This is a genomic window from Synergistaceae bacterium, assembly GCA_031267575.1.
Lineage (GTDB): Bacteria > Synergistota > Synergistia > Synergistales > Aminobacteriaceae > JAIRYN01.
This window is the reverse complement of the sequence record JAIRYN010000073.1, coordinates 34,433-55,862: the sequence shown is the minus strand read 5'-3', so window position 1 is coordinate 55,862 and position 21,430 is coordinate 34,433. Positions and strand designations below refer to the sequence as shown.

The following is a 21,430-nucleotide window of genomic DNA, read 5'->3' as shown; positions in this document are numbered from 1 at the left end:
CTAAAGAAAAGATCTAATAATTTTCTTCAAATTTCCGTCAACTCTTTTCCGATTGCTTTTTCTAACCCGATGATCGCGAGTTGTAAATCATAGTACGCTTGACGATTGGCAAGTTGGGCTTCGGCAAACGAGAGCAACGCGTCCGTGACCTCCAGTGGGTCGCCCACTCCGGTTTCGTATCGTCCGACGGCCATTTTCCGGTTTTCCTCGGCGCTCGCTAACGTGAGTTCCGAGATTCGGATGCGCTCTCGGGCTTTCGTCAGGTCGGAGATGGCTTTACGAACCTCAAGGAGGATATCTTGTCTCAATTTTTCCTGAGTGGCCGCGAGCGAAACGAGCTGTCCTCGCGCCATGTCGATCCTGGCCTTGGTCGCGCCTCCGTCGACGATGGGGACGGTCATTCTGAGCCCTACGTTCCAAGCCTTTTCCAAGTCGAAAAGATCATCGCCTCCACTATTGTAGCCTCCCGTCAAAGTGACGTTCGGCGATGACGCTCTCGCCTCAGCGCTCAAAGTCGCCTGTTCCGCCAGGATCCTGAGCGCGGCCACCCTGTAATCGGACCTATTGTCCAAAGCCAAATCCGCCAAAAGCTCGGATTCGTTTAGTTCTTGCGGGGCGCTGGAAATATCGGGGCTTATGGGCTCGATGTCAAATTCCTCTTGCTGGTCGATGCCCATCGCGTTCAAAAGAGAGGCCTTCGCCGTTACGATGTTCGCCTCGGCTTCGACAAGAGAGAGTTGCGCTTTGCCGAGATCGACCTCCGCCTTGGTTACGTCGTACCAGGGTTTGCTTCCAACCTGATAGAATCCTTTGGCTTGTTCCAGGTGATGCGCGAAAGCCCTTACCGATTCGAGGCACTGGCTGGCTATCTCCATGTCGAGTAAAAGCGTCATATACGACGATTTGACATTGGTTCTCACACTCAGAAGAGTCGAACGGCCCTCCTCCTCAGTTGCGGAAAGGGTGACGCGTTGCGCGTCCACCAAGTATTTGTTCCGGTTCGCGTCAAAAATTTTGATGCTCGTGGTCGCTCCGATCGAGTAACTCGCGTTCTCGTTGCGTCCTGTTCCCGACCGGGACGTTGAGAGGTTGCCTGACACCTCCAACCGGTCCGCCGCAGCGCTTTGAGTGAGCCGTGCTTGTTGAGCGGCGATTTGCCCCGCCGTGCCCGCTATGTTTGGATGGTTCACCTCCGCTATAGCCAGGCAGTCCGCCAAGTTCAAAAGCGGAGCCGCCTCGCTGTGGATCGCAAGTCCCAGTCCCGCCGTTACTCCCAAGACGACGAAAAAAAGGCGCAACCTCTTTCGTTTTTTGTCATTCGATGTCATGCTAATCGCTCCTTCCGCACTTGTATCAACTTACATGCTTTATATTAATGGAAAGTTTTAAACTCTGGCTGAGAGAAAGTTAAACAAAAGGTAAATAAGTGTGAAGAAGATTGGAACGAGGAAAAATTTGGTCGAGAGAAGATACGTTAACGACCTTTATGTCTATTCTATTATATCTATTTTATATATATTTGTTCTATATGTCTATTCTAGAGGAGTTGCACTTGCTTCCTTTTCAGGATTCTAGCCAGATCTTGCGTCCGACAAGAAAATTCCAGACAATAATATTTTGCGCGTATTAAATCCTTTCCTTGGATATTCTGAGAGAAGTTTTACTGAAAATCAAGGCGTTTTTGTGAGGTTTCACTAAAAATGCGCGCCGATTTATTCTGATTCGTCTATACCGACAATAATACATAAATATACATAAATCTGGGGTCTACGGCCCTAACGAGCTTAGGCAGAACCCCAGACTTTTCGCTTCTAATTACAATGTACATAAAAATTTATAATCTAAGGTCGCAACCAAGTAGCTAGTTTTCTTGCCTCTATATGAACCAGAACAAGCTGAATCTTGCAAAGCTCTTAGAAATATTCAAAAATATTCAGAAATATTCAGAAATACCCACAAGCGCCGTATTAACTATATCATAAGAGCTAATAAAACAAATAACCATACAACGAGTCAGAGCCTTGGCTTAGGAAGCAAAGTTCTCTCTCAGCTTGGGGTTGATATGAAGAAGTTCGAGAGCCATAGTCGCCTCTAGGCGTTTTTCCCCCGTTGACAGGTCGAGTCCAGTGAGTTCACAGATTTTCTCGTAACGGTAATGAATCGTGTTGTAGTGAATATTCAAGTGGCGCGCCGCGGCTTTGAAATTCCAATTCTGCTTCACCAGAATCTCAAGAGTGTGGAGTAGGCTCTCGTCTTCCGCCAATCCACCCAACCGTGAAAGACAGAATTTTTTTGCTTCTTCGGAGTTACTTACGGAAGCGATAATCGTCAAAATTCCCATTTCATCCCAGAGGTGGAAGCCACCTTCGCCGGCTGAGGGACGCATCAGCTCGATGGCGCGGCGCGCCTCGTTATAGCTTTCGCTCAGTCCGAAAAAATCGTTTTTTTCGTTTCCGACGCCTACGGAAATCGTGAATCCTGTGCAAGTTCGGGTTTTTTCCTGAACAACTTGACGGCACTGCTCTAATTTTGTCCTGAAATCCTGACATTTGTCGGTATTGACGATGAACGCGATAAAATCGCTCATTGTAAGATAGGGAAGGTTTTGGGAAACAAACCGCATTTCGTTTTTGCAGATAACGTAAATACGTTCTTTCACTTCTTCCAGGTGTAAACCGCTTCCCTTTGGCAGGGGTTGTCCTAAACGGGCTTTATAGTTGTCGATATCGAAGACGACGACTCTGAGTTTTCCCGTCAGATTCCATCCGAAAGACCGTGCTCTGTTGATGACTTCTTCGTGGTTCCGAATATTGCCCGTCAGGAGGTCCTGCGCAAATTCGTTGCGGTAGCGGGCTTCGACCTGCCTTGTCGCTATTTCTTTCTGGAGGGCTAGAAGCATCGCGACCTTCGCGTGTTCGAGAATTACCCGCCACATATCGCCATGAGGAGCGTTTTCGAAAATGAAATGCCCGTAGGAGCGATGAGAGAGACTCAGGCGTTCGTGTGGGTATTTTTCTAAAAGAATCGTTTCGTCCGCCGACATGCATTCGTCTACAAAGTTCTTTCCAGAGAAGGGGAAACGTAACCGTTCAAACTCCTCCCGCTCGATTCTCACTTGGCAAGGGTTTTTCTTAAGGGTTTCAGGGGGACCAGTGAGGCCGCTTTTAATCAAACGGGCTCTGCCCTCTTGAGCTTGAACATTCGCGGGGGAACAATGCCTTGTCGTCTCGCCCAAAAAACACACACCGCAGTTCAAAAGGAACGCCAGATTCCGGATAACTTCCGCGGCCCCTCCTCCCTCCGTTAGCACTTCCGAGAAAGAACGCAAAACAGACTCGGAAAAACGAACGTTTTCCACCTCATCCGTTTTCATGATAACAATACGAATGATATCCGAGTACGGAAGCTCGATCGGTAGCCCAAGAATCGGGAGGCCAAGCCGGTCCGCGAAATCTTTCGCTCCCGGAGGAAACTCCTGCAAAAATCTGTTTTTGAATCCCAGTGCCGCGGTGCCCGCCGCATGTATGGTTTTGATGAATTCCTCAAAATCCTCGGCGCTGTCCCGGAACTGATAGCCGGAGGAGAGCAAAAATTCCCCGCCCCTCAGCCATTGCGCGATATCCGGCGCTTCCATGACGTTGACGCTTCTGACGCGGTGGGTCAGGCCAGATTCGCCGGCGATCAACATCACTCCCTTTAATTCCGGCATTTCCAAAATGTGTTTGACTGTCAAAGGCATAGCCGTCTACGCCTTTCGGGGAAAACGGGCTCCACCATCATAGCCACCAACTTTCTCTTTTTTTGGAGTTGGTATTGAGAGTATCATACCGAAATTTTCAGATGTCAAGCTATAGTGCCATTTTCAGGCAGGTAAAAAAATACCCCCGGCTTTTGCGGGGGCATTGCGATTGTACTGATTGACTGATTGATTGTACTGATTGCAAGATAAAAAACTAAGTTTATTTCAGTCCAAAAACACGCAGAATTCCATCGGCGTTTGCCATGTAATTGATGATGAACGCATTGGGAATGTCTATCAGAAACGCGCCCACGATCGGTACTACGAAATAGGCTTTCGCGGCGTACCCATATTTTGACGTGACCGCCTGCATACTGACTAGGGCGTTGGACGTGGCCCCCATCATGAACCCGATGAACCCCGCCGATAGGACCGAAGCCTCATAATCTTTGCCGAACAGCGCGTAAACCATGAAGTACGCCATTAAGAGGACGAACACCAATTGAACGAACATCATGCAGACCAGGGGAAGCGCCAGATGTATCAGCTCCGCCAGTTTCATGGACACGATGGCCATAGAGATGAAAATCGACAAGGCGATGTCCGAAATAGCGTCTATGACTTTGGAGTCTATTTTGTAAATCCCAGAAAACTCGCCCATGTTACGTATGAATATCGCTACAAACATAGCCCCTAAATAGGCCGGAAAGGTCTGCCTCGAACCGATGGAGCGGAAAAATTCCCCCACGTAGTAGCTTAGAATGGAGCCCACACCCACAGCGAAAATCACCCAGGCCAGATTATTCATCAAATCTTTGGGCAACATGCTTTCGTCTTCGACATCGCCGTCCGACGCAAAGCCTTCCGATGTAACGTAATCGGCATCCTGGGGCGTTTTAAGTTTTTTTCTCCTTATGAGAAACTCGGCCGTCGGTCCGCCCACTATGGAACCGGCAATCATGCCAAAGGTGGCGCACGCTACGCCGGCCGCCGCCGCGCCTTTCACTCCCATGCTTTCAAAAACTGGTCCAAAGGCTCCGGCAGTTCCGAGGCCTCCCGTCAGCGTCACCGCCCCTCCGATTATTCCAAGACGTGGGTCGATGGCAAACGCCGACGCGACGCCCATCCCGATGACGTTCTGCAAAATGGCACCGACCACTGACACCAAGAAAAACGCCAAAATAAGAAGAGTTCCCTTTTTGAGCAAACTGATGCTCGCGTTCATTCCGATGGTGCAGAAAAAAACCAACATCAGAATAGTCTGGATCGTGCCATCGAAGCTAAACCTTGCCATACCTTTGTATTCCAGCACGGCCACAAGCAACGCGAAGGGAAGCCCCCCCACCACCGGGGCTGGTATCGAGAAACGAACCAGCGACGCGAAACAGGAGCGAGCCCATACTCCAAGGTAATAAGCCATAACCCCTAACGCCGCCAGTTGATACATGTTTACCTTTACGAGAGCCAACCCATCGGACATAACGATCTCCATAATCAATTTCCTCCTCTCTAAGAATAAAATATTCCAACCTACAAAAGCTGCTTCACTGTGTTTGAATATTAACTAAATATCTGAAGTCTATTTCCGTTCCACAATTTGTGTTGGAAGCAACAGAATAACAGGAGGGTCGATTTCAAATTTTGACAAATCAACAAGGACAGGCATAAGCAAAGCAACGAAAATACTTTGATTAACCACGATAGATTTCATACCTTTTTCTTTTATAAGCAGTATAGTGGAGGGTGTTTCGTTTAGGATACAGTCATCGTCCGCTTTCATTCTTTCAACCTGGAGAAGCAGCTCATGCAGATCTCTAGTTTTATGGTCCTCGTCTATCGGACAAAACTCGGTGCTCGTAAGTTTAGGGGCTTTGGATGTTCCAACCATCAATGGACTCTCGCCGGTCGCTGCGAGCAGAAAAACCATTACAGCGACAAAGATTTTCCCAAAATCACGGCGCAAATACATGCCCCCTCTTTATATTTTATCTTTATACTTTATCTTGAAATTTTACCTTTAAAATTTTATGAGACTCATTATATCACCTTAGCTTCCATATCGCCTCCCCACCAACAACAAAAACGAGCCGAAACTCAACGCTTCGGCCCACGAAAATTTTATCAATCAACAAAACAACAAAAACCTACGGAATCACGTGAGTTCCGCTGTTTCCGGACACGGCGTCGTTTAAACACTCTGGGCTCGTAATGATGGCTTCACTGCCGCCGTTTTCCATAAATCGAATGACCGCCTCGACCTTGGGGAGCATACTGCCCGCGGCAAAATGTCCCTCAGCGATATAGCGTTTCAGTTCTTCCACCGTCACCTGATCTAATGCCTTTTGCGAGGGTTTCCCGTAGCCGATATATACCTTCGGAACTCCCGTAGAAATGATGAGCGTGTCGGCCTTCAACTTCGACGCCAGAAGGCTGCTGGCGAAATCTTTATCTATAACGGCGTCCACGCCGCTGAGAAAACCCTTTTCGTCGCGAAGCACGGGTATGCCTCCGCCCCCCGCCGCTACGACACAGTACCCGGCCTCGATCAGATTCTGAACAGCCTTCGCCTCGATAATTTCCTTTGGTTCAGGAGAGGCCACGACTCTGCGCCAACCTCGCCCGGCGTCACTGACCATACACCACTCCGGGTGCTCTTTTTTCACGACTTCTATCATGTCGTCGCCGTAAAAAGAACCGATCGGCTTCGTGGGCTTCCCGAAGGCCGGGTCGTCCTGGTCCACGAGCACTTGAGTGACGACGCTCACCGACTGTTTGTCTATACCGCGTTTCCGAAACTCGTTGTCCATCGCCTGCTGGATTTGGTAACCAAGCGCGCCCTGACTGTCCGCCCCGCAACTGACCAACGGAATGGGGTGCAGCCCCTCGACGGCTTCAGCGATTTCCGACCTGCGGAGAAGAAACCCCACCTGCGGGCCATTACCGTGCGTAATCACCACTTTGCAGCCGCTCTCGATAAGATCGGCGATGTGCTCCGCCGTCTCGCAGATGGCCTCATACTGCGCTTCGACATCCTGGCGGGAAGTGTCTTTGATGATCGAATTTCCTCCGATAGCTATCAGCACCAACTTTCCCATGTCTCTTCTCCTGTCTGAGCGTTAGACGCCCACCATACCCGCAATCAAAGCCATGCGGATGGGAACGCTAAACGCCATCTGCCGGAAATAGAGCTGGAATTCGCTGTCGTCGATGGCATAGTCAAATTCCACATCGTTGCGCGGCAAAGAGTGCATGATTCCGACAACCTTACTCGTCTTGCTCTTGACCTTCTGCAGCATGTCAAGAGTGATGTAGAACGGCTTGATTTTATCGAGGAAAGCCGCGCGCGCCGCTGGATCATCCTTGGGAACGCTGCAACCCGGAAGGTAGCACACGTCCACCTCCATCAGGGAGTCCAAAAATCCCGCCTGGTTCAAGTCGTTACGAACGGTGAACTTCGCTCCGGCCGCCTTGAGCTTATCCAAAATGGTATCGGGAATGGAGTTCTCGCTGGTACCGATATAGAGCAGCTCGGCCCCCATCGCCGCGAGTCCCAGGGCGAAAGAGTGTCCGCTACGTGCCCGTGAGAGATCCGAGGACGCTATCATGACTTTTATCCCCTCGAAGCGTCCTAGGGCTCGATAGACGGTGTAAACATCCAAAAGCCCCTGTGTGGGGTGCGTGACGTTGCCCCACCCTCCGCTGATGACAGGAACACGAGCGCCGCCCAGAGATTCAAACACCTCTTTGTCGTTGGGGTGGCGCAGGGCAATGATGTCCGCGTAGTTGGATACTGTGCGCAGGTAGTCGGACAAGGACTCCCCTTTAGCGGTGGAGGAGCTTGTCGTAGGGTTGGACTCGGACAGAACGGAACCTCCGAGGCGGACCATCGCGACCTCCGTGCTGAATCGAGTACGCGTGCTGGGCTGGAAGAAAAGCGTAGCCAGCACCTTACCGTTCATCAGTTCGAGTTTGTCCTTCCAGAATGGCTCCAGCATCTCGCCAGCCTCGAAAAGGCTCTGCAATTGCTGGCGCGTGTAGTCCGTCAAAAATTCAAAATTTCTGTCCTTCAAACCCGTTTCTTCCAGTTTCTCCATGATACTGAATGGGGAAAAACTTTTTGGTAATGCCATACTTGTTTACCTCCCTTAGATAGATTAGATTTAGATATGTAGATTAGATTTAGATATGGAAAATGTGAGAAATGCGACAATTTTGAGCTCCGCCCAAACCCGGCAGGGGTCTACGACCCCTGCACCCCTTTATGCTCCTGCTTTATAATGCGAGGAGCGCACGTACAATGTCATTCATATCCGCCATCACGCCATAGTCAGCCGTATGGAAGATCGGCGCGTTCGGGTCGTTGTTGATGGCGATGAAAAGTTTCGTGTCTTTGATGCCCTCAGTATGCTGTATCGCTCCCGATACGCCAAAAGAAAGACAAATTTCCGGTCTGATGGTGCGGCCGGTTTGGCCAATCTGATGCTCGAAAGGAATAAGACCCTCGTCCGCGAGAGGACGCGTAGCGCCCAAAGCCCCGCCGATTTTTTTCACAAGCTCTCGGAGCGGGGGGAGCCCGTCGTCTTGCAGAGCGCCTCGACCCGCGACGACCACCAAATCCGCGCCGAGAATATCGTCTCCAGTATCGTCACGAGGCAAAACTTCCAGCAGGGAAATAGCGGATTCCGGCGTGTGAATATCTTCAAAAACTCGCACTTCGGGTTTTTTCTTCTGGGCCTCCCCGTGCGGCTTATAAACCCCTTCCCGAACGGTCATCAATTGCGGAAGGTATCCTTCACGGTGAACAATGCTCACCAGCACGTTGTCGCCGAAAGAAGGTTTGTTCTGCCGGATAAAAAAACCGCTTCCCCGCCGCTCCGCGATCAATTCCGTGCAATCCGCGGTCAGACCGGTGTTCAACTTCACGGCCACCCGCGGAAAGAGAGAACGCCCAGCGTCGTTCGCGGGGATAAGAACACAGCTCGGCGAGACACGCCTCAGCATTTCGGCGACCACCGCGCTCCGAGCATCATCGCCAAGTTCTGAAACCCCGCGAGTTTCCGCGGCGTAAATCTGGTCGATGTCCATGTTTTTCAGTTCTTCAAGAGGACCGGCAATGTCTTCAGCGACAAGAAGAGCCTGAACTGGTTCCCCAGTCGTCTCCGCAATACGGCGCGCAGCTGAGAGAAGCTCACTGAAAACAGGCTCGACCCCTCCCCCGCTCTCGAAAACATCGGCAAAAACGCATATTCCTCCGCGTCCCTCAGCCATTATCTGTTCCTCTCTTCTTTTCAATCAGCGCCAATATCTTTTCCGCGATCTCTTTTGCGGTTCCCGAAAGAAACTCCGCGTTCTTTTTCTTCTCCGCCTCGAAGGTATCAATGACCTCCGTGGGTGACCCCGCTAGCCCCACATCGCCTGACGACAGGCCTAACTCCTTGTTCGTGCACGTAGGAACGCTTTTTTTGTTCGCGCTTATCTGCGACATAAACGTAGGTAGTCTCGGTTCGTTGCAGCCGAAGGAAACTGTCAATACAGCAGGTAGCGTCACAGCGGCGCGCAGGAGACCGTTTTTGAACCTTTTCAGGCTCCGCAGGCGCCCATCTTCTACGGCTTCGATCTTCCGTACCTCCGTGAGGTGTGGCAACGCCAGATACTCCGCAAGCATCGGCCCAATCTGCCCCGTCGCGCCGTCGGAGGACTCCGATCCGGTCATAATCAGATCGAACGCGCCATAGCGCCGTAAGCTCTCCGCGAGAACCCTCGCGGTCGCCACAGTATCCGCGCCCGCAAAAGCCCGATCCGTGATCAAAACGGTATCATCCGCCCCCATCGCCAGGGCCGTCCGCAAAACCTTCTCCGCGGAGGGGGGCCCCATCGTGAACGCGACCACCTTTCCGCAGTGCCGTTCTTTCAGCGCGATGGCCTCCTCTAGAGCGTTCGCGTCCGCCGGGTTGAGCATACTTTCCGCGCTCTCTCGCACCAGGGAGTGAGTGACGGGATCAACGGAAACGTTGTTGGAAACCGGAACCTGTTTCACGCAGACGGCAATGTTCATTTAGCTTTCCTTGCCCCAAAGGCGTTTGAACGCCCAATCTTCCAGCAGTGGCGTGCTTTCTCCCCTCATAATATATTTCGCCAAATCGCGGCTCGCCGCCGGAGCCTCGATAATGCCATTGCCACCGTAGCCCGTGGCTACAATGTACCCATTGAGCGGTGTTTCTCCCAGAAGCGGCAGAAAATCCCGCGGTTCGGCCCTATAGGACAACCAAGAGGAAACGAGCCCGCTTTGCACGAGGCCGGGCACGCATACTTGCATCTGCTCAAAAAGGAATTCGATAAAGTAATCGTCCGTGCCTCCCGTGGCCGGCAGCTTGTCGGGATCCCACTGGCCCGCGTGCATGGGGTTATCCAGATCCATTGACAGGTGGGATTTGCAGATAAACACGTTGTCCCCGGCCCGAAGGGCGTAAAACGCGGGGTATTTGAGAACCGGGAAAACGAAATCCAGTTTTTTCCCTGGAGGGCTGAGAAAGAAGGCCTCCGCTTTGGTGTGCCAAATGGGAACGTCCAGCCCAGCCATTTTCCCGGTGAATCGGCTCCAAGGCCCGGTGCAGTCCACAATGCAGTCGAACGAATGCGTCGTTCCGTCGGCGGTTTTCACGCCCGTCGCCTTATCGCCGGACACGACGATCTCCACGACCGGCGTCATGGTGTGGATGACTCCGCCGTTTTTCTGCATTTTTTTGGCGTAGGTATTGGAGATCATGGTGCCGTCAAAATAACCGTCGTCCCGCGTGTACCCAGCGCCCAAAATGTTTTCGACGTCAATGAGAGGCAGTATTTCTTTGATACGAGCTTTGTCCGTGATATACTCGCCTTCGTAGCCCGCTGCCTTCGTCAGGGCGATGCCCGTCTGAATAGTGGCCTCGACCTCTTCGGAGGTGGCGACTACTAAGGTCCCCGTCTTATCGAACCCGCTGGAACCCTTTTCCTCACGCTCCATTTTTAGATAGCTCTCGAACCCGTAAAGACGCACATCCCAATAGCGGTTGCGCAGCGAGTCGTCGAAAAGACAAACCGTGCCAGCCGACTTGGACGTTGTTCCGCAACCAATGGCGTTTTTCTCAAACAGAACGACCTCTGCGGCTCCATAGAGGCTCAAGTGGTACCCAAGGGCCGTTCCCGATATTCCTCCGCCGATAATGCCCACGCGAAGTTTTTTCATAATCCCCATCCTCCGGTTCTCTAAAGCTCTACGTCTCTGTTGAAATCCTTGGAGTAGATGTAGCTCAAACGCTCACGCCCCGTCGCGTAGACGGCTTGTTTGGCAAAGGGTCCGAACCATATGAAATCTTCCTTCTGCACTTGAACGTAATCTTCTTCCAGCATGTAGACGCCCTGCCCGGAAAGGATGTATGCCCCGTGCTCCTGGACGTGAGTCTCGATAAAGGGGTGACACCCCGCCGGCTCAAAGCTCAAAATGTGGAAGTTCATGTCGAAGCCCAGGTCCATAGGTAGCAAGTCCTGGATGAAAACGTTCGCCATATCGTCGTAAATTCTTTCCTGTATCTCGTTGACGTTGCCCCACACAGTACGCGCCTCGTGTCCGGCAAGAGGAAGATAACGCTGTTTGTAAAACAGAATCCGTATCTTGCCGGAAGACGTGCTGGAAAGATCCATGCCGACCCCCGCCGGGGCATAGGCGTAGCCACCCTGAGAAAGCGTTTTTTCCTCGTCGCCGATGCGAACAGTAAGTTTTCCGTCACCGGGTTTTTCCTCGTCCATAAAGTAGACGAAGCTCTCGATTCCCTCTTCTTTGCACCAGGTTTTGTTGGTTTTAGCTCCCGGCGCCAGGCTGGAGACGTAGAACACAAAGCTGGCGCCGTATTTCGGGGATGCGAGGATGGTCGTTGAAAATCCCTCGAAGTTGGGAATAACGTTGAAGACCCTTCCTTCTGGTGGAATGACAGTGTAAATACCCGGCTTCACGATAGCGCGACTAACCAGATTTCCCTTGGGATACCCCACAAAAATCGCCTCCTGTGAAAAATATTGCCGCTATGGGCAACTATACTTTTGGGACTTTATGGAGTATAAAAAGAAGTGCGATTGAAAGCATTAGGAATACTTTACTATAAAAAAATTTTTATTTGTTTACTTATCACAATGATTATTTTTTTGAGGCGCATTATACTGATAAATTAGAAATAGATGAAGAAGATGAAGATGAATTAGAAATCGCTGAGAGAACTCGGCCACGTCGTTTTTAGATGAATCCTTTTTTAACTTACTTGAACTTTCGCGTAGAAACTAAAGTGTTGCGTTTCGGCTCATGCGTTATTTCACGCGCGGAGACATTTTTTAAATTAAGGAGGGTTTATTTTGGGTAAGGGAAAGTTCAGGTACAGCTTGATGTTGGGGATTTGTATAGCTGCTGTCGCGGGATTGGTCTGCGGAATTGTTTTCGGCGAAAAGATGGCGAACTTCAAGGTGGTCGGGGATCTATTCCTTCAGTTAATGCAGATGCCGATCATTCTGTTGATCATGACCGCCGTCATCGAGGCGGTTGGAACTCTCAACCCCAAGGAATTGGGCAGACTGGGATTGAAGACGATCGTGTTGTTCGCCCTTACGACGGCGATGGCCGGGCTGGCTGGGCTGGCTGCGGGGTTTGTCATGCAGCCTGGTGTAGGATTGCAGATCGAGGGAGTATTTGACTTGCAAACGATAACTGTGCCGACGCCCGCCAATTTTTCCCAACAATTGCTGGGTTACGTTTCCAGCAACATTTTTGCCTCAATGGCGGGCGGCAATAATCTGCAGTGCGTCATCATCGCGATTCTCTTTGGCATTACGTTGAGCATTTATGGCTCGAAGAACGAAAGCAACCCGGTTTTGAACGGCATCAAACACGTCAACAAAGTCGTCATGCAGTTCATTTTCATCATCATTCAGGGATTACCCCTCGCTATTTTTTCCTTCATCAGCTACGCGGTGGGCGTTATCGGAACCCAGGTATTGTTGACGCTAGCGAAACTGATCATCGCCAATTACATCGCCATGTGTGCCGTGATGCTGTTCTTTATCGTCTTCGCGTGTAGCTATTGCAAGGTCAATCCCTTCAAGTTTTTTCCCAAAATTGCTCGTATGACACTGATCGCTTTCGTGTCAACGTCTTCCGCCGTCACCTTACCGACTAAAATGGAAGATGGCGAGAAGTTGATTGGTATTAGTCCGAGAGTCAACCGCTTGGTCGCGCCGATGGGAATGTCCATGAACAGCGACGGAGCTGTGTGCTTTTTCTGTCTGTCGTGTGTCACCATCGCTCAAGTGTTTGGTTTGAGCATGACGGGATCTCAGCTTGTGACGTTGATCGTGTTCTCCACGGCGTTCAGTTTCGCTGCAGTATCGGTTCCCGGAGGCGGTTTGGTCATGCTGGCTGTAGTGTTGGCCGCGGTTGGGCTGCCGGTAGAAGGGATGGTCATCATCTCGGCCGCCGACTTCTTCTTGGCCCCCATTCGCACCATTGGAAATTCCATTGACGACGTCATGGTCGCGATGATCGTCGCGCAATCGGAAGGGGAATTTGACCGAGACATTTACAACGGGAAAAAAGCATTCGACCCGAACGTGTTGTCCTACAAAAAAGCCTGACAGGCGAAAGTGCAACAAGGGTATTTCGCTTCCGGCGACGCGAATAAGCCGTTCAGATTCCCCCCATCACAAAACGGGGGAATTTGATTTTTTGAGCCTTGTGCAATATATACAAATAGGTAACTTGTGTTTTGGATATTTTTTATAATGATTCCTATTTAAGGTATACTATACTGAATTATTAAAGAGCTTAGGTTCAGTTTTGCAAGAAGTTGCAAGAAGTTTGATTTTTCTTTAGGATTTTTTCTGATGCTTTTTCTTACAATTTTATTGGGTTTTCTCACAAACTTTCTTCCTGTACTCTAACGCCGGGAGGTAGCAAATGATTTTTGATTTGCTTTTAAGAAACGGAACTATCGTCACGTCTGAGGGGCTTTTTGAGGGAAATGTCTACACGGAAGGGGGAAAAATCTCCGCGATAACCCAAAGGGATATTGTATGGGAAGCGCGTCAGACGGAAAATATCTCCGGTAAACTCGTTTTTCCTGGAGCCATTGATGTTCATGTCCATTTTAACGATCCGGGATATCTGTGGCGCGAGGATTTCGAGCACGGAACTCTGGCGGCGGCGGCCGGAGGCGTCACGACCGTTCTCGACATGCCGCTCCAAAACGACCCCGCCTTGACGAGCGTGCCGCTCTTTCACGCCAAACACGCGGCCGTCCGGGAGAAGGCTTTGGTGAACTACGGTTTTTGGGGTGGTCTCGTCGATGACGTTCTGGATAAAGACAAACCGGACAAAGACAAAGATAAAGATAAAGACAAAGATAAAGACAAAGATAAAAAAGATAAAGATAAAGATAAAGATAAAATGGAAGAACTTCACAACGCCGGCGTTGTTGCTTTCAAGATTTTTATCGGCCCAGTATCGAGTGATTACCGTTCTCTCGATATGGGGGCCATAAGGGAAACGTTGCGAAAAGCGGCCTCTCTTGGCGCTCTCGTCGGTTTCCACGCGGAAGATTTCGCTATCGTCAAACACGAAGAAGCGCGCGCGCAAAGAGAGGGGCGGGCGGGGCGTCTTGATTTTCTCCGGTCTCGCCCCCTCTCCGCGGAGATCATCGCCGTGGAAAACGTGATCGAACTGGTTCGCGAAACTGGCGCGAGGGCTCATATCTGCCACATCAGTCACCCCGAGGTGGCGGAACGCGTGCGCCAAGCGAGAGCGAAAGGCCTTCCCCTCTCGGCCGAGACCTGCACACACTACCTCGTCTTCTCGGAGGACGATTTCCTGTGCGGGCGCGAGGGAATGTTTTTCAAATGCGCCCCTCCTCTGAGAGAGCGGGACGCTATGGAGCGATTGTGGGATTACGTCGCCGACGGAACCCTCCAGTGTGTCGCCTCCGATCACTCGCCCTGCGCGTCCTGGGAAAAATGCGCGCCCTGGGAAAAAGAAAAAGAAGAAAAGGAAGGCGCGTTCGCGCCCTGGGGTGGCATTTCGGGCGTTCAGACGACAATGCAGGTTCTTTACGACAGTGCTGTCCACAAGCGGCACTTAAGCCCGGAACTCCTCGCCCGCTGTCTATCCGAGGAACCGGCCCGCGTTTTCGGGCTCTACGGACGCAAGGGAGCGATTGAAATTGGCTTCGACGCGGACATTGTCGTCCTCGACCCTGAACGCGAGTGGGAAATTACCCCCGATTCTTTGTTTTATCTGAACAAAATTTCGGCCTTTGCTGGATTGAAAGGGAAGGGTCAGCCCGTTATGACCTTCGTCCGCGGCGAACTTGTTTTTCGAGACGATGGCGGGAAGTCCGAAAAAATGCCGATGTTCGGTCACGGCAGACTTGAATTAAGAAATTGAATTAAGAAATAAATTAAGAAATGAACCAAAAAATAAATTTAAGCAACGCGGCGGTGGGATATTATTTGGGGACTGAAATACGGAACCTATTTTGAAAGGCCAGGTGCACGAGAAATGAAGTGTAGTTTTAAAAAGTTTTTGGTGCTGTCTTTCGTTGTGTTCTTTGTTTTTTCCAGCGTAATGGGGGCTATGGCGGCTGAGAAGATTCTCAAGATCGGCGTCTTAGGCGTCATGAGCGGACCGGCGGCCTCTTGGGGATTGGTCAATCGCTATTGCGTCGAGGCTTCCGCTGAAATGATCAACGAGCAAGGCGGATTCGAGATCGGAGGAGAGAAGTACACTATACAAATCGTGGCAATCGACGACCGCAACGACCCGAAGGTCGCCGTTTCCGGCGCGGAGCGTCTGATTTACGAGGAAGGAATTCATTACATCATCGGTCCCAATATCGCGCCGACCGCTCTGGCCATCGTTCCGGTTATCGAGCAAGGCGGCGCTATAAGCATTCCTTACGCTTTTCCAAAAGAACTCTACTCTCTTCCGGCGTCGAACTCCATTTTGGGCATGATCGCATCCTACCAGGCGGGCCCCGTCATCTATAAATATCTGATTGACAACAAGGGAATCAAGTCGATCGCCTTCGTGGCGCGCAACGACTCCGAATCCCTTACCCAAAGAGACGAAGGCGCTGACGCCGCGAAGAAACTTGGTCTGGAGGTTCTTTCCGACAGGGATACTTACGAACCTGGCACGACGGACTTCTTTCCCGTCATGTCCGGCATCGTTTCCAAAAAACCGGGTTTGCTGGTTCTATCTGGTCCAGCCCCGGCTGACACACCGCTTTTGATCAAAGCGGCCCGTGAACTTGGCTTCGAAGGGATAATCAGCACGGAAAACGCGCAGGACGCCAAAGTCATATCAGAACTCGCCGGAGACGCGGCCAACGGCTTCATCTCAGTCGGAGGCGCGAGCACTCCCGACATACGTAGCGCTTACATGGAAGAATTTATGAAGCGCTACGAGAAAGTGGCGGGAGAGTGGAACGACGAGGCCGGAACGAAGGTCTACGCCCTCGAAATAATCCTCAACACCCTGCAGCAGGCCGGCCCGGAGGCCATTACCGACGTGGCGAAGTTCAAGACCGCGATGGACACTTTCTCCATGCCCAACCCTTACCTGAAAGACGAGCGACCCCTTAATTACATCGGAGTCCCTTATTTCGGGCAGAAGCGCCAGATTTCCGTCCCGATGGTCGTGAATATCTACGAGGACGGCGATTTCAAGACTCTATTCGTAGGAAGCGCGGAATAGAAAAACGGCCGATTTGTCGCCGGGGGTTTTTACGATTTATTCCCCCTGGCGGCCCGCTTTGACCGGCGGAGGCGCGTTTCACAGGCGCGACAAAAGGGGGTGCAGTAGGTGGGGCAGGTTCTTTTCAACGGCTTATACACGGGAGCGCAGTATGCCCTTATCGCTTTGGGGTTGACGTTGATCTTTTCTCTCATGAATGTACTCAACTTCGCGCATGGGCAGCTTTATGTGTTGGGTGGTTTTGTGACTTACTATGTATACGGCAGGATGAAGCTGCCTTTTCCCGTCGCTCTGGTGGCTTCCGCTTTGACACTGGCTTTGATCGGATACCTGTTTCAGACGCTTCTCTTCAGGCCCGTCATGCGCCGCAGTGTGAGAGACGAAAGCACGATGCTTTTGTCCGCTGGGACGGCGACGATGGTCGAAAGCCTCGTCCTGATTTTCTTCGGGGAAAAGCACCGCGGTGTTCCTGCTGTGATAAGCGGGGTTTATCAGATAGAAGGTGTATTCCTCCCCAAGGGGCGTCTGCTCGTTATCGGGCTTTCTTTTCTTTTTATCGCTGTTTTCATTTTATTTATGCGCTACACTCGTCCGGGCCGGGCGCTCCGTGCAATGGCGCAGGACGCTGAGACGGCCTGCCTTATGGGTGTGGACACTGAGCGCTACGCAATCCTGGGCTGGGCCTTGGCCGCCATGCTGGCCGGAATCGCCGGGGCCATGCTTGTGCCTATATCGGGAGTCAATTCCGGTCTCGGAAATTGGATTTCCATAAAAACGTTCATCATGGTCATGATCGGCGGCGCGGGGGTTGTCTCGGGAGCGATAGCCGGAGGGCTGGCTCTGGGCATGATCGAATCTCTCGGCTACCATTTTTTCCCTGGAGGCGAGACCTACCTCATTATTTTCGCCGGGCTGATTGTCTTTCTGGCCGTGCGCCCCAATGGCCTGATGGGGAAAGCTGTGGGGTAACGACGTGAAAAAATTGAAAACGGCAATAGGTGTTGCTTTCTTCCTGGCGATTTACCTCGTGCTGCTTCCGTGGCTTTTCCGCGATCAGCCGTATCGGTTGGGGATTTTGACGACGTCGTCCGTTTTGAGCCTGATCAGCGCCGGCGTTTGGCTGATGTTCTACATCGGGCGGATCAATATGGGGCAAGGCGGTTTTGCCCTGCTGGGCGGTTACGTCTCCGCCGTCATGATCTCGAAGTTGGGAGTGTCTTTTTGGCTTTCTCTAGTTGGCGCTTGCGCCATCACGGTAGTTGTGAGTATTTTGGTCGGGTTGCCGTTGCTGCGCCTGAAGGGAGTCTACTTTTCAATGATCACCCTCAGCCTGACCGAGACGGCCCGCCTCGCCGCGCAAAGTTTCCCCTCGCTGACGAACGGTTCGAGGGGAATTTTGAACCTTCCCTTGCCAGGCGCGCTGAAAGTGGCCGGCTTTACGATCATTCCTGACTTCAACACCCTTGACAAACACTTCGCTTTCTATTATCTGGGAGCATTCCTGACGATTCTGGGTTTCGCGGTTCTCTATAGAGTCGTGAACAGCCGCTTGGGCTGGTTGTTTCGCTCTCTCCAACAAAACGAGGACCTGGCGTCGTCGTTCGGCGTCAACGTTCCTTGGTTGCGCGTCATCGCTTTGGCCATATGCGCGGCGTTCGCGGGGGCCGGAGGGGCCTTTTTCGTCGCGACGCAGCAAAGTATTTACCCGGCCACGTTTACATTTCAGGACTCGACTTATTTTCTGCTCTATTGTTTCCTGGGAGGCCTGGGCAGCGTGTGGGGAGCCCTGGTGGGCACGTTTGTGCTTTTCCTGAGTTTCGAGATGCTCCAGGGTCTGAATCAATATCAGCCTCTGATTTACTCCCTGATCATGATCAGTATGATGCTATGGCTTCCAAATGGGCTGTTGAGCTTGAAATGGCCGTTCTCGCGGTCTAGTGTCGAGCCTGCCGCCAAGCCTGCTATCAAGCCTGCTATCGAGGAAGAGCGGCCATGACGCTGATGGAGGTCAAAAACCTCACGAAACGTTTTGGCGGTTTGCCCGCCGTTAACGACGTTTCCTTCGAGGTCAGCGAAGGAGAAATTTTGAGCGTCATAGGACCGAACGGGGCGGGAAAAAGCACCTTGTTCAAGCTTATCTCCTCATTCTTGCCCGCCACGTCGGGGAAAATATTTTACAAGGGAGAGGACATCACATCGCAGTCGCCTCATATCGCGGCCCGCAAAGGCATTGTCCGCACCTTTCAGGAGACGACGATTTTCAAGGACATGACAGTGCTGGACAATGTCGTCGTGGCTCACCATTTGAGCGGCCGAGCTTCTCTTCCCGGCTTTTTCTTCGGGACGCGGACGGCGCGGGCGGACGAGGCACGGTTCCGTGCAAGCGCCTCGGAGATTTTGGATTACCTGGGACTGACCGAGGTGAGGCACATGACCGCGTCAAGCTTGCCGCATGGGCATTTACGAGCTTTGGGTATCGCGATCGGCCTCGCGGCACAGCCTAAATTACTGCTTTTGGACGAGCCCTTCGCGGGTATGAACTCCGAGGAAACGGCACGGGCCATTCAGATGGTCCGGGGTATTCGGGATCGTGGAGTGACCGTCATTCTCGTGGAACATGACATGTCAGCCGTCATGACCATCAGCGACAGGATCGTCGTCTTGAATTTCGGGAAGAAGATAGCCGAGGGAACCCCGTCCGCGATACAGAACGACGAAGCCGTGATCGAAGCCTACCTGGGGCGCGAAGACGAGGAGGCGGAATTGGATGTATCTTGAAGCTCGAAAAATAAACGTCGCTTATGATTACGTCAGAGCCCTTCAGGACGTTTCCGTTTCGCTCGGCAAAGGAGAGATCATAACGCTCGTGGGCGCCAATGGGGCGGGAAAGACGTCGATCCTGCGCGCGATCACGGGCCTCAAACCGATACAGAGCGGATCTATCTTTTTCGATGGGGAAGAGATCGGCAAACTGCCCCCGGTTGCGATCGTGGCACGGGGAATCGTGATGGTTCCCGAAGGCCGCCATGTTTTTCCCCTGATGACGGTGAAAGACAACCTTATGATGGGCGCGTTTCTCCGAAAAGACAAAGTCGGAATCAAAGAATCACTAGAAAAAATTCTGGAACGCTTTCCCCGTCTTAAAGAACGCATCGGCCAGTCGGCGGGCACCATGAGCGGCGGCGAGCAGCAGATGCTGGTTATTGGAAGGGGGCTTATGGCTAAACCCCGATTGCTGCTTCTCGACGAACCGTCTCTGGGGGTGGCGCCCATCTTCGTACAGGAAATCGCCAAAGCCATTGTCAGCATCAACCGCGAGGAAAAGGTCAGCATCATTCTTGTCGAGCAAAATTCCCGCATGGCGCTGAAAATTTCTCATCGCGCCTACGTCCTGGTCACGGGGAAGGTGGCGCTCGAAGGAGAATCGAGTCGGCTTCGTGACGACGAGCGTGTTCAACGCGCCTACCTGGGAGGGAGTGTCGATTGATGCCGAATGAGTTTGATATGACGGTCAGGAACGGGCTGCTCGTTACACCCTCCGGGGTCGTAAGGGCTGATGTTGGTATTCGGGAGGGGACCATCGCGACCATCGCGGCGTCTCTTCCTGAAGGTAGAGAAGAAGAAGTCGTGGAGGCGGAAGGATGTTACGTCCTGCCGGGCGTCGTCGACGCGCACGTGCATTTCAATGATCCCGGTTTTCCCGAACGGGAGGACATGGCCTCCGGTACGGCGGCCGCGGCGGCGGGAGGCGTGACGACTGTCATCGACATGCCGTTATCGGGGCGCCCCGCGGCGATTTCCGTCGAAGCTCTCGAATTGAAGAAAGAGGCGGGAAAACTGCGGGCGAAGGTAGATTACGCCCTATGGGGCGGGCTCGTCGACGACAACGTGGACGAGATGGAGGCGATGTCCCAGGCGGGGGCTATCGCGTTCAAGGCCTTTACCTGTTTCGCCGGCGACGACTTTCCCTACGCCACGTCGGAGGTTCTCTATAAGGGGATGAAGGAAGCCGCCCGGTTGGGGCTTCTGATCGGAGTTCACTGCGAGGATCAGGCTTTGACCGCCTGGGGCGAAATAGAAGCGCGAAAAAAAGGGACGACACGATCCTTTCTCGACGCGCATTCCCCTTTGACGGAGGTCCTAGCGGTCAACGCCGTTTTGGAGATGGCTCGGACCACTGGAGCGCGTGTTCATATCTGTCACGCGACCCTTCCCGAAGTTGTGGACGCCGTGACGCGCGCTCATACCGAAGGTGTCCGCGTGACGGTCGAAACCTGTCCGCACTATTTGCTTTTCACGGAAGAGGATCTCGAAAAAATGGGACCTGTGTTGAAGTGTACCCCGCCGGTTCGGAGCCCGGAAGCCGTGGAGGGAATGTGGAAAAGAGTGTTCGACGGCGCCGTCGAGCTGGTGGGGTCGGATCATTCGCCCTCGACGATGTCTCAAAAAAATGTAATTATTCAAGCTCAGGGGGGCGCCCATTCGGCCGAAAGCGACCTCATTGACCCCCCTGAAACCCCCAATGGCGGCAATTTTATGAGCGCTTGGGGAGGAGTGCAAGGTGTGCAGACTCTGCTGCCCGCGCTTTTTACCGAAGGGGTAAAAAAGCGCGGATTGCCCATCGAACAACTAGTCTGTCTGCTCTCGCGAAACCCGGCGCGGCTCTTCGGTCTATATCCCCGTAAGGGCTCTTTGAGGGTCGGGAACGACGCCGATATGGCAATATTCGACCCCAGGGAGCGGTGGATCCTTCGCCCAAAAGATCTTTTGCATAAAAATCCCCATTCTCCTTACTTGGGGTTTTCCTTTCAAGGGAGAGTCAAAACGACGATTTCACACGGGAAAATCGTATACGCGGACGGCAGAGCGCGAGATACACGAGGCGTCCTGCTTCTTAAATAACTTAGCATCTTTGGACTTAC

The 21,430-nt window shown here is 52.2% G+C and carries 18 protein-coding genes; 8 read left to right on the top strand and 10 right to left on the bottom strand.

Annotated features, from left to right (window positions below; all coding sequences use genetic code 11):
- Positions 1 to 26: 26 nt before the first annotated feature.
- From LBJ36_11930 to LBJ36_11885, 10 genes are all read right to left on the bottom strand, one after another.
- Complete coding sequence (locus LBJ36_11930) at positions 27 to 1,328, bottom strand: TolC family protein (protein MDR1379741.1); 1,302 nt, start codon at positions 1,326 to 1,328, stop codon at positions 27 to 29.
- Positions 1,329 to 2,026: 698 nt separating this feature from the next.
- On the bottom strand, positions 2,027 to 3,739 hold the full coding sequence (locus LBJ36_11925) for a PucR family transcriptional regulator ligand-binding domain-containing protein (protein ID MDR1379740.1): 1,713 nt from the start codon (positions 3,737 to 3,739) through the stop codon (positions 2,027 to 2,029).
- A gap of 220 nt (positions 3,740 to 3,959) precedes the next feature.
- Positions 3,960 to 5,231, bottom strand: a complete 1,272-nt coding sequence (locus LBJ36_11920; protein MDR1379739.1) for a sodium:glutamate symporter — start codon at positions 5,229 to 5,231, stop codon at positions 3,960 to 3,962.
- 87 nt (positions 5,232 to 5,318) lie between these two features.
- Complete coding sequence (locus LBJ36_11915; protein MDR1379738.1) at positions 5,319 to 5,708, bottom strand: hypothetical protein; 390 nt, start codon at positions 5,706 to 5,708, stop codon at positions 5,319 to 5,321.
- Positions 5,709 to 5,883: 175 nt separating this feature from the next.
- Positions 5,884 to 6,834 (bottom strand): carbamate kinase, encoded by a 951-nt coding sequence (gene arcC / locus LBJ36_11910; protein MDR1379737.1) that lies wholly within the window; start codon positions 6,832 to 6,834, stop codon positions 5,884 to 5,886.
- A 21-nt stretch (positions 6,835 to 6,855) separates the two neighbouring features.
- Entirely contained in the window at positions 6,856 to 7,869 is a 1,014-nt protein-coding gene (locus LBJ36_11905; GenBank protein MDR1379736.1) for an aspartate carbamoyltransferase, read from the bottom strand.
- A 142-nt stretch (positions 7,870 to 8,011) separates the two neighbouring features.
- A complete protein-coding gene (locus LBJ36_11900) occupies positions 8,012 to 9,007 on the bottom strand; it encodes an electron transfer flavoprotein subunit alpha/FixB family protein (protein MDR1379735.1) in 996 nt (331 codons plus the stop codon).
- Positions 9,000 to 9,794 (bottom strand): electron transfer flavoprotein subunit beta/FixA family protein, encoded by a 795-nt coding sequence (locus LBJ36_11895; GenBank protein MDR1379734.1) that lies wholly within the window; start codon positions 9,792 to 9,794, stop codon positions 9,000 to 9,002. The genes LBJ36_11900 and LBJ36_11895 overlap by 8 nt, the downstream gene beginning before the upstream one ends.
- Positions 9,795 to 10,964: an FAD-binding oxidoreductase gene (locus LBJ36_11890; protein ID MDR1379733.1), complete on the bottom strand. Its 1,170-nt coding sequence runs from the start codon at positions 10,962 to 10,964 to the stop codon at positions 9,795 to 9,797.
- A gap of 20 nt (positions 10,965 to 10,984) precedes the next feature.
- Complete coding sequence (locus LBJ36_11885; protein ID MDR1379732.1) at positions 10,985 to 11,767, bottom strand: (S)-ureidoglycine aminohydrolase; 783 nt, start codon at positions 11,765 to 11,767, stop codon at positions 10,985 to 10,987.
- A 354-nt stretch (positions 11,768 to 12,121) separates the two neighbouring features.
- Between LBJ36_11885 and LBJ36_11880 the strand changes: the two genes are divergently transcribed.
- From LBJ36_11880 to LBJ36_11845, 8 genes are all read left to right on the top strand, one after another.
- The gene (locus LBJ36_11880) at positions 12,122 to 13,393 is read left to right on the top strand and encodes a dicarboxylate/amino acid:cation symporter (protein ID MDR1379731.1); all 1,272 of its coding nucleotides are present in this window, start codon (positions 12,122 to 12,124) and stop codon (positions 13,391 to 13,393) included.
- Positions 13,394 to 13,715: 322 nt separating this feature from the next.
- Positions 13,716 to 15,197 carry an amidohydrolase family protein gene (locus LBJ36_11875; protein ID MDR1379730.1) on the top strand — a complete coding sequence of 494 codons (1,482 nt, stop codon included), beginning with the start codon at positions 13,716 to 13,718 and terminating at the stop codon, positions 15,195 to 15,197.
- A 114-nt stretch (positions 15,198 to 15,311) separates the two neighbouring features.
- Positions 15,312 to 16,508 (top strand): ABC transporter substrate-binding protein, encoded by a 1,197-nt coding sequence (locus tag LBJ36_11870; GenBank protein MDR1379729.1) that lies wholly within the window; start codon positions 15,312 to 15,314, stop codon positions 16,506 to 16,508.
- A gap of 108 nt (positions 16,509 to 16,616) precedes the next feature.
- Positions 16,617 to 17,477 (top strand): branched-chain amino acid ABC transporter permease, encoded by an 861-nt coding sequence (locus LBJ36_11865; GenBank protein ID MDR1379728.1) that lies wholly within the window; start codon positions 16,617 to 16,619, stop codon positions 17,475 to 17,477.
- A gap of 4 nt (positions 17,478 to 17,481) precedes the next feature.
- Positions 17,482 to 18,504 carry a branched-chain amino acid ABC transporter permease gene (locus tag LBJ36_11860; GenBank protein MDR1379727.1) on the top strand — a complete coding sequence of 341 codons (1,023 nt, stop codon included), beginning with the start codon at positions 17,482 to 17,484 and terminating at the stop codon, positions 18,502 to 18,504.
- Positions 18,501 to 19,286, top strand: coding sequence for an ABC transporter ATP-binding protein (locus LBJ36_11855; protein ID MDR1379726.1), 786 nt, complete (start codon positions 18,501 to 18,503; stop codon positions 19,284 to 19,286). The genes LBJ36_11860 and LBJ36_11855 overlap by 4 nt, the downstream gene beginning before the upstream one ends.
- The gene (locus LBJ36_11850; protein ID MDR1379725.1) at positions 19,276 to 19,995 is read left to right on the top strand and encodes an ABC transporter ATP-binding protein; all 720 of its coding nucleotides are present in this window, start codon (positions 19,276 to 19,278) and stop codon (positions 19,993 to 19,995) included. Before LBJ36_11855 ends, LBJ36_11850 begins: the two co-directional genes overlap by 11 nt.
- On the top strand, positions 19,995 to 21,410 hold the full coding sequence (locus LBJ36_11845; protein ID MDR1379724.1) for an amidohydrolase family protein: 1,416 nt from the start codon (positions 19,995 to 19,997) through the stop codon (positions 21,408 to 21,410). Before LBJ36_11850 ends, LBJ36_11845 begins: the two co-directional genes overlap by 1 nt.
- The last annotated feature ends 20 nt before the right edge of the window (positions 21,411 to 21,430 follow it).